This is a genomic window from Kitasatospora sp. NPDC048540 (assembly GCF_040651175.1).
Classification (GTDB): domain Bacteria; phylum Actinomycetota; class Actinomycetes; order Streptomycetales; family Streptomycetaceae; genus Kitasatospora.
This window is the reverse complement of the sequence record NZ_JBEZIR010000212.1, coordinates 1-7,649: the sequence shown is the minus strand read 5'-3', so window position 1 is coordinate 7,649 and position 7,649 is coordinate 1. Positions and strand designations below refer to the sequence as shown.

The window sequence follows — 7,649 nt, the reverse complement described above, 5'->3', positions numbered from 1 at the left end:
CGGCGCCGCGAGCGACGGGGCCGCCGCCGCGCTGCGCGGCGGCCCACCCGCCCGGCCCCAGGACCTCGAACGGGCCATGAAGCACTTCCGGGCCGGCCGGGCGGCCCGGATCGGCGGCCTGCCCGCGTCCGGTGCCGGCCTCGCGGCGGCCATGAGCCGGCAGGCGGACCTGCTGGAGGCCGCCGACGCGGCGCTGTTCCTGCTGCGCGCCGTGGACGTCGCGGTCCAGGGCCGGCACGCGCCGACCGGGGCGCCGGACGGACCGTTCTGGTACTCCCACCAGCCGGCCGTCCGGCTCTGGTGGCGGCGGCTGTCCGCCCACCTCAGTCCGCGCTCGGTCTACTTCCAGAACGCCGTCCGGCTCAGCGTCGGCCTCGCCGCCGCCCGGGCGGTGGCCGGTCTGGCGGGCCTCCCGCACGGATTCTGGGCGCTGCTCGCCGCCCTCACGCTGACCCGGACCACCGCCGTCGAGACCCGCAACGGCATCCGGCGCGCGCTCACCGGAACCCTGCTCGGCGCCGCGGTCGCCGCCGCGCTCCTGGTCACGGTCGGGCACCGCACCGAGGTGTACGCCGCCGCGCTGCCCGCCGTCATGCTCGCCACCTTCACCTTCGGCCCGGTGCTCGGGCTCGGCTGGGCGCAGGGCATGTTCACCGTGGTGGTCTCCCTGGTGTTCGCCCAACTCGCCCCGGCCGGCTGGCGGCTGGCCGAGGCCCGGGTGCTCGACGTCCTGGTCGGCAGCCTGATCGGACTGGGTATCGGGCTGCTCGCCTGGCCGCGCGGCGCCCGGGACGAACTGCGCCGGGACGTCGGTCTGCTGCTGCACGCGATCGGCCGCACGGTCGCCACGACCACCGCGGCGGTCGCCGCCGGACACCGCGACCCCGGGCCCGTCGACAAGGGCCTGCAGCACGTCCTGATCATGGCGGAGTCGACCTACGTCCAGTACCGGAGCGAACCGCAGCCCGCCACCGCCTCCGGCATGGACTGGCAGGCCGCACTGATCGCCGGGCACCACGCGCTGCGCGGCGCCCGGCGCCTGCTCGGCCCGGCCGAACTGCCCGAGGGCGCGGCGCCCGGCCCGGAGGCCCGCGCCTGGCTCACCCGCAGGGCGGACCGGCTGGCCCACCGCTTCCGGACGGCCGGCGAACAACTCGGCGTCGGCCCCACCCGCGCCACCGCACCCCCGCCCCCGCCCCCGCCGGACCCCGGCCCCCCGCAGCCCCCCGGGCACACCTCGGGCCGCTCGACCCCGCCCGCCGCCCTCCCCGTCCTGTTCGACACCGACGCCTGGCTCCACGGCCTGGCCGCCGACCTCTCCCGCATCACCCCCGCCTTCGCCCACGACCCCGACCACCCGGCCCCGGCCTGACCCCACGTCACCGGCCGCGGGGGCTCCTGCCCATGACCCGCCCGGCCTTCGCCCGGTCACCCTGCGGGGCTACGGGCTGCCCCCGGCCCGGCGAGCGGATCGCCAGGTTGGGTGCGGCTCGCGCTGATCGTGACTGCGCCGCCGGTTGACGCCAGGTCAGGGCGCTCCGCCGCCCGGGGTGCGGTGCCCCGGCGTCGGGCCGGCCGAGGCGCCCGCGTAGGCTGACCGGCAACTGCCGTGTCCCGGCACGCCGTTCGCGAAGGAGTTATGACGCATGGCCGAAGAGGCGACCCACCTGCTGTTCTCCTACGGCACGCTGCAGCAGGGCGAGGTCCAGCTCGCCCGCTTCGGCCGCCTGCTCGACGGCCGCTCCGACGCCCTGCCCGGCCACCGCCTGGACCACGTCCGGATCACCGACCCCGAGGTGATCGCCGCGAGCGGCAGCGACCTGCACCCCCTGGTGGTGGTCTCGACGGACCCGGCGGACGCCGTCGACGGCAGCGTCTTCGCCATCACCGACGCCGAGCTCGCCGCCGCCGACGACTACGAGGCGGACGACTACGTCCGCGCCGAGGTGGCGCTGCGCTCGGGCACCCGGGCCTGGGCCTACCTGGACGCGCGACAATCGGGTCATGAGTGAGACGCCCCCCGAGGCCGGCGACCCGGCCTGTCTGCTGAACCGGGTCTGTGATCGGTGCGGCCGCCTGCGGGCGGCCCCGGACGCCGTCTGCACCGGCTGCGGCGCCCCGCCCGCGACCACCGCGGGCCCCGTCCCCCGGCCCCCGGGTGCCCGGCCCGGCCGTGACCGCGACGCCGCCGGCCGGGCCCGCAACGGCCGCCCCCGCGACGGGCTCGGGCGCCCGCTGCCGTACGGGCAGCAGGGCGTGATGCGGCAGCCGGAGGGCGTCATCCGCTCGGCCGAACGGACCCTGGCCGAGGCGCAGCGGCTGATCGACGCCGGCCGGCCGTTCCACGCGCACGAGGTGCTGGAGGACCGCTGGAAGTCCGCCCCGGACCCGGAGCGGCCGCTGTGGCGGGCCCTCGCCCAGTTCGCGGTCGGCCTGACGCACGCCGCCCGCGGCAACGAAGCCGGTGCCCGCGCCCTGTTCTCCCGCGCCGCCGAGGGCCTGACCCCCTTCGCAGCAGACCCGCCGTACGGTACCGACCTGGCCGCCCTCGCCCACTGGGCCCGCCACCAGTCCGCCGCCGCCGACGTCCTCACCCTGCCCCCGGTCCCACCCCTGGTGCCCCCGGGCTGCTAGAGAGCACGACCTCGGAGCCCGATCCGGAGCGCGATCGAGGGGGTGACCACCGCCCACCGGGGTTCCGCCCGGGGTTACCGCCGGTCGGTTTCGTCCCACGGGAAGGGCGCGAGGTCGGGCTCGACCCAGCCGGTCCTCGCCGGGGAGCCGGCCAGCGTCGCCGGACGGTAGAACCGGGTCAGCAGGCGCTTGTCGAGCAGGGCGGGGTGGTTGTCGGCGAACGCGCTGAAGTCGTCGTCTCCGTGACCGGCCGCGTGGTGCCCCACCAGTTCCACCCAGGCCCGGCTGACGGTCGCGTGGTACTTCTGGGGCACGCCCGCGTAGCGGGCGGTGCGCCGGATGCCGTCGCTGACCAGGTCGACCGCTGCGGGCACGCCGAACCGTCGCACGGCCAGCCAGGTCAGATGGACGTGCTCCCGGTGGCCGAACTTCCCCGAGGCCGCGGTCACTTCGGCCATCAGCGCGTTGAAGTCGGCGGAGTGGGTGGTCATGAGGACACCTCGGTCAGGGCTTGCAGCGCGGTGCGCAGGCAGGCGATGGCGTCGGCCGGCAGGCCGTGGAGTGCGCGGTGCTCGAGGTCGGTGACGGCCCGGCGGATCGTGGCGGCGGCCACGCGCCCGGACGCAGTGAGTTCGATGACCACCGCGCGGCGGTCTCCCGGGCGGGTGCCGCGGGTGATGTGGCCGCGTCGTTCCAGACGGTCCAGCACGCTGGTCAGCGTGGTGGGGCGGGTGCCCGGCCGCAGCCGGGCCGACCTCGATCGCTCGCCACGTCAGCCGCGGTCCGCCGTGGCCGCGCGCAGCCCGTACACCGCCGCTCCCACCGCCAGCACCGCCGCACCGGCCAGCACCGAAGCGGTCGGCAGGGTGAAGGCGAGCGTCAGGCAGCCCAGCATCCCGATCACCGGGACCGCCGCGGGCGGCCGGCGTTCGGCGGGGGAGAGGGTCCAGGCGGCGGCGTTGGCGACGGCGTAGTACGCCAGGACGCCGAAGGAGGAGAAGCCGATCGCGCCGCGCAGGTCGGCCGTGCCCGCGAGGAGGGCGACCACCGCGCCGACCGCGAGTTCGGCCCGGTACGGGACGCCGTGGCGTGGGTGGACGGCGGCCAGCGTCCGCGGCAGGTGCCCGTCGCGGGCCATCGCCAGGGTGGTGCGGGAGACCCCGAGGATCAGTGCCAGCAACGAGCCCGTCGCCGCGACCACGGCGCCGGCCCGCACCACCGGGACGAGACCGGCCGAGCCCGCCGCCCGGACCGCGTCGGCCAGCGGCGCCGCGGCGCCCGCCAGCCGCTGCGGGCCGAGCACGGCCAGGACGGCGACCGCCACGGCCGTGTACACCAGCAGCGTGATGCCGAGGGCGAGCGGGATCGCCCGCGGGATGGTGCGGGCCGGGTCGCGGACCTCCTCGCCGAGGGTGGCGATCCGGGCGTACCCGGCGAAGGCGAAGAACAGCAGCCCGGCCGCGCGCAGCACGCCGCCCGCGCCGCCGGGGTCGCCGGAGCCGTCGAGGTGGCCGAGGCCCAGGTTGGCGGCGTCCGCGGTACCGCCGGTCAGGCATGCGGTGACCACCGCGGCCAGCACGGCGAGCACCACGGCGACGATCACGCGGGTCAGCCGGGCGGACTTCTGCACGCCCGCGTAGTTCACGGCGGTCAGCGCCACCACCGCGGCCACCGCCACGGCGTGCGCCTGCCCGGGCCACAGGTACGAGCCGATGGTCAGGGCCATCGCCGCGCACGAGGCGGTCTTGCCGACCACGAAGGCCCAGCCGGCCAGGTGCCCCCAGAACGGGCCCAGCCGCTCGCGGCCGTAGACGTACGTCCCGCCGGAGGCCGGGTAGCGGGCGGCGAGCCGGGCGGAGGAGGTGGCGTTGCAGTACGCGACCACCGCCGCGACCGCGAGCGCCGGCAGCAGGCCGGCGCCGGCCGCACCGGCGGCGGGCCCCAGCGCCGCGAACACCCCCGCCCCGATCATCGACCCGAGACCGATCACCACCGCGTCGGCGAGCCCCAGCCGCCTGGTCAGCCCGGTCGTGCCGGTACCCGGCTGTGTCGTCATCGCTGTGTCCCTCCCCGGTGGTTGTCCGCGCCGCAGGGTAGCGGAGCGAGGTGTCCCTTCGGTGCCGCCCGGGTCGCGCACCGCGTGCGCTCCGGCGGTCGGCGGCAGGCGGGCGCCCCGGGGTACGCCACGGCCCGCCGCACGGGGGGTGCGGCGGGCCGTCCGGCCTTCCCGGGCGGGCGTCGGAATCAGCTGCCTGATCGGCGGCGAGATCGGTGGCCGGATCAGCGTCCGGCGCTCCGGCGTCCCCAGGCCGGCGCCACCAGGCCCACCAGCAGCACGGCGAAACCGATCTGCAGCAGGTGCCGGATCCAGTCGATGCCGCCGGTGTGCCGGACCCCGATCCAGCCGGAGACGGCGTTGCCGAGCAGGGCGCCGGCCGCACCCAGGATCATGGTCAGCCACCACGGGATGGACTGGGGGCCGCGCAGGAGCAGCTTGGCCAGCAGGCCGAGGACGAAGCCGATCAGCAGAATCCACAGCAGTTGGAACACGATGGCCTCCGGTCAGTCGTCCGCGCCGCCGCTGCTCGGCGGGGTGTGATGATCAGCATCGCGCGGGCGGCGGCATTCGGCACGTCCGGACCCGGCCCGGGGCGGCGCCACGGCTACGGCGCGGGGTGCGGGACCGGTTCGGCCGCCTCGGAGGCGGCGGTGACCCGGGTGCCGGGGTGGAGCCTGGCACAGAGGTAGGCGACCACCAGGGCGGCGGCCATCCCGATCAGCACCGGGCGGTTGGCCTCGGCGAAGTCGACCTGGATCTGCCGCACCACCGAGCTGTCCACCCCCGTGGGGGCGCCGCTCCCGCCGCCGTGGCCGGTGATGCTCTGGGCGATCCGGTCGGCGGCCGAGTGGGCGGGCCCGGCGGCGAGGCCCTGGGCCTCCAGGGTCTGCTGGACCCGGTCGGTGAGGGTGTGCAGCAGGACGGTGCCGAGCACGGCCAGACTGACGCTGGCGGAGTAGTTGCGGACGGTCTGGGTGATACCGGTGACCTCGCCGTACGAGCGGCCGATGGCCCGGTTCACGGCGTCGGTGGAGGCGGGGGTGAGCAGCAGGCCGATCCCGGCGCCGGCCAGCACGATGTACGGCCACTGGGCGCCCAGCGACAGGTCGGTGATCTTCACCGCCCAGAGGGCGAAGCCGACCGCCCCGACCAGGGTGCCCAGCAGCATCGGCGGCCGGGCGCCGCGCCGGTCGAGCATCCGGCCGCCGATCTGCGACGCGGGCCCGAACCCGGCGAAGAACAGCAGCAGGTAGAGCCCGGCCTCGTTGGGGGAGTAGCCGAGCGAGACCTGCGCGTAGACCGAGGCGAAGAAGAACACCGGGACGAACGCCATCATGGAGAAGAAGAGCACGGCGTTGTCGACCGAGAACGCCCGGTCCCGGAAGATCTGCATGCTGATCAACGGGTGGTCGGTGCGCAACTCCACGACCACCAGCAGGGCCAGCACCGCCAGGCCGCCGATGATGCACAGCCAGGTCAGCGCGGAGTCCCAGCCCCAGGTCTGCGCCTGCTGGAGGCCCAGCACGCTCAGGCCCATGCCGACCGCGACCAGCGCGGCGCCCTGCCAGTCGATCGGTTCGGGCCGCGGCGTGTTGCGGATCCGGGCGAGCAGGGTCAGCACGACCGCGACCACCGCCACCGGCACGTTGACCCAGAAGATCGCCCGCCAGGTCCAGCTGGTCAGCACACCGCCGAGGATCGGGCCGAGCGCGGTCAGCCCGCCCGAGACGCCGAAGAACAGGGCCAGCGCCCGGCCCCGGCGTTCGACCGGGAACACCTCGACCACCACCGCCAGCGCGGCCGGGAACATCAGGGCCGCGCCGAGCCCCTGCACCGCCCGGAAGACCACCAGCCAGGCCAGCGCCGCGCCGCCCTCGGGGACGGCACCGCACAGCGCCGACGACACCACGAACACCACCGTGCCCACCAGCATCATCCGCCGGTGCCCGAGCACGTCGGCGACCCGGCCGCCGAGCGCGAAGAACGCCGCCAGCGAGAGCAGGTAGGAGTTGACCACCCACTGCATCCCCGAGGAGGACAGGCCGAGTTCACGGATGATGCTGGGCGCTGCGATGGACACGATCGTCTGGTCGATGAACGTCATCGACACCGCGAACAGCATCCCCGCCAGCGCCAGCGGCTGACTGGTCCCTGCCCCGCCGGACACCCCGCTCCGGGAACTCACGTCTCGCATCCGCCTTCCGTCCGTCCGCCGACCGTGCGCCCGCGGCCCGTGTCCGAGCCTGCCCGACCCGGCGGCGGCGCACCCTGACGGCGCGTCGATGTCACGCGGATGGCGGTCACCCCGGGGGCGCGGCGAGGGCTCCGGGCCGGTGGCCGACGGAACGTCAGGGTGGCCCGACACGACCCTGACAGGTGTCAGGTACCGGGCACCGGGAGGCGGTGGTTCCCTGGTCGTGGCGGGGCCGCCGGGGGACCGGCGGACCGACCCGCCACCGCTGACCACCACCACGATGAGGAGATCCCCATGTCCGGTGTGCGCAGGCTGGCCCTGGCGGGCGCGGCGACCGTGCTCGGCCTCGGAACGCTCGGTCTGACCGCGACCGCGGCCGACGCGGCGAGCGGGTGTACCAACAACGGCAACGGCACCTACAACTGCCACGTGTGGAAGAACGCGCCGAGCTTCTTCGCGGGCAACGTCCGGGCCGGCACGCTCTACGCCGGTGACAACTACTTCTACTGCCAGGCCAGGGGCACCGAGATGTCCGACGGCCAGTACCACAACTTCTGGTACGCCAAGACCGACGACGACAGCGGCAACAAGGGCGTCTGGGTGAACGTCATCTACCTGTCCGGCGGCGGCAACGACGAGCCGGTGCCCGGCCTGCCCTACTGCTGACCCCGCGTCGACCACCCCGCGTCGACCACCGTGCGACGCCACCCGCCGACGCCGGCCGCCGCACCTGGGCGGCGGCCGGGCCCGGCGGTGCGGTCC

9 protein-coding genes are annotated in these 7,649 nt (G+C 75.9%); 4 read left to right on the top strand and 5 right to left on the bottom strand.

Annotation, left to right across the window (positions count from 1 at the left end):
- The 3 genes from AB0D08_RS39500 to AB0D08_RS39490 all read left to right on the top strand — a co-directional run.
- Positions 1 to 1,372, top strand: a 1,372-nt coding sequence (locus AB0D08_RS39500) for an FUSC family protein (protein ID WP_359895170.1), incomplete at its 5' end; no start/stop codon positions are given.
- A gap of 274 nt (positions 1,373 to 1,646) precedes the next feature.
- A complete protein-coding gene (locus AB0D08_RS39495) occupies positions 1,647 to 2,012 on the top strand; it encodes a gamma-glutamylcyclotransferase family protein (protein WP_359895168.1) in 366 nt (121 codons plus the stop codon).
- A complete protein-coding gene (locus tag AB0D08_RS39490) occupies positions 2,005 to 2,634 on the top strand; it encodes a DUF309 domain-containing protein (RefSeq protein ID WP_051812498.1) in 630 nt (209 codons plus the stop codon). Before AB0D08_RS39495 ends, AB0D08_RS39490 begins: the two co-directional genes overlap by 8 nt.
- A 74-nt stretch (positions 2,635 to 2,708) precedes the next feature.
- On the opposite strand, the gene AB0D08_RS39485 is transcribed toward AB0D08_RS39490, so the two are convergent.
- From AB0D08_RS39485 to AB0D08_RS39465, 5 genes are all read right to left on the bottom strand, one after another.
- The gene (locus AB0D08_RS39485; RefSeq protein ID WP_033820645.1) at positions 2,709 to 3,125 is read right to left on the bottom strand and encodes a hypothetical protein; all 417 of its coding nucleotides are present in this window, start codon (positions 3,123 to 3,125) and stop codon (positions 2,709 to 2,711) included.
- Positions 3,122 to 3,379 (bottom strand): MarR family transcriptional regulator, encoded by a 258-nt coding sequence (locus tag AB0D08_RS39480; protein WP_082526547.1) that lies wholly within the window; start codon positions 3,377 to 3,379, stop codon positions 3,122 to 3,124. The genes AB0D08_RS39485 and AB0D08_RS39480 overlap by 4 nt, the downstream gene beginning before the upstream one ends.
- Positions 3,380 to 3,406: 27 nt before the next feature.
- Positions 3,407 to 4,690 (bottom strand): APC family permease, encoded by a 1,284-nt coding sequence (locus tag AB0D08_RS39475; protein ID WP_033820644.1) that lies wholly within the window; start codon positions 4,688 to 4,690, stop codon positions 3,407 to 3,409.
- A 224-nt stretch (positions 4,691 to 4,914) separates the two neighbouring features.
- The gene (locus AB0D08_RS39470) at positions 4,915 to 5,184 is read right to left on the bottom strand and encodes a hypothetical protein (protein ID WP_033820643.1); all 270 of its coding nucleotides are present in this window, start codon (positions 5,182 to 5,184) and stop codon (positions 4,915 to 4,917) included.
- A gap of 113 nt (positions 5,185 to 5,297) precedes the next feature.
- Positions 5,298 to 6,887, bottom strand: coding sequence for an MFS transporter (locus tag AB0D08_RS39465; protein WP_359895166.1), 1,590 nt, complete (start codon positions 6,885 to 6,887; stop codon positions 5,298 to 5,300).
- A 294-nt stretch (positions 6,888 to 7,181) separates the two neighbouring features.
- Between AB0D08_RS39465 and AB0D08_RS39460 the strand changes: the two genes are divergently transcribed.
- Entirely contained in the window at positions 7,182 to 7,553 is a 372-nt protein-coding gene (locus AB0D08_RS39460) for a hypothetical protein (RefSeq protein ID WP_033820641.1), read from the top strand.
- Positions 7,554 to 7,649: the final 96 nt, after the last annotated feature.

Excerpts from the sequence above, each read along its gene's own strand:
- AB0D08_RS39485 (WP_033820645.1), bottom strand. The coding sequence starts at position 3,125 with ATGACCACCCACTCCGCCGACTTCAACGCGCTGATGGCCGAAGTGACC.
- AB0D08_RS39465 (WP_359895166.1), bottom strand. The coding sequence starts at position 6,887 with ATGCGAGACGTGAGTTCCCGGAGCGGGGTGTCCGGCGGGGCAGGGACC.
- AB0D08_RS39460 (WP_033820641.1), top strand. The coding sequence starts at position 7,182 with ATGTCCGGTGTGCGCAGGCTGGCCCTGGCGGGCGCGGCGACCGTGCTC.
- AB0D08_RS39495 (WP_359895168.1), top strand. The coding sequence starts at position 1,647 with ATGGCCGAAGAGGCGACCCACCTGCTGTTCTCCTACGGCACGCTGCAG.
- AB0D08_RS39490 (WP_051812498.1), top strand. The coding sequence starts at position 2,005 with ATGAGTGAGACGCCCCCCGAGGCCGGCGACCCGGCCTGTCTGCTGAAC.
- AB0D08_RS39475 (WP_033820644.1), bottom strand. The coding sequence starts at position 4,690 with ATGACGACACAGCCGGGTACCGGCACGACCGGGCTGACCAGGCGGCTG.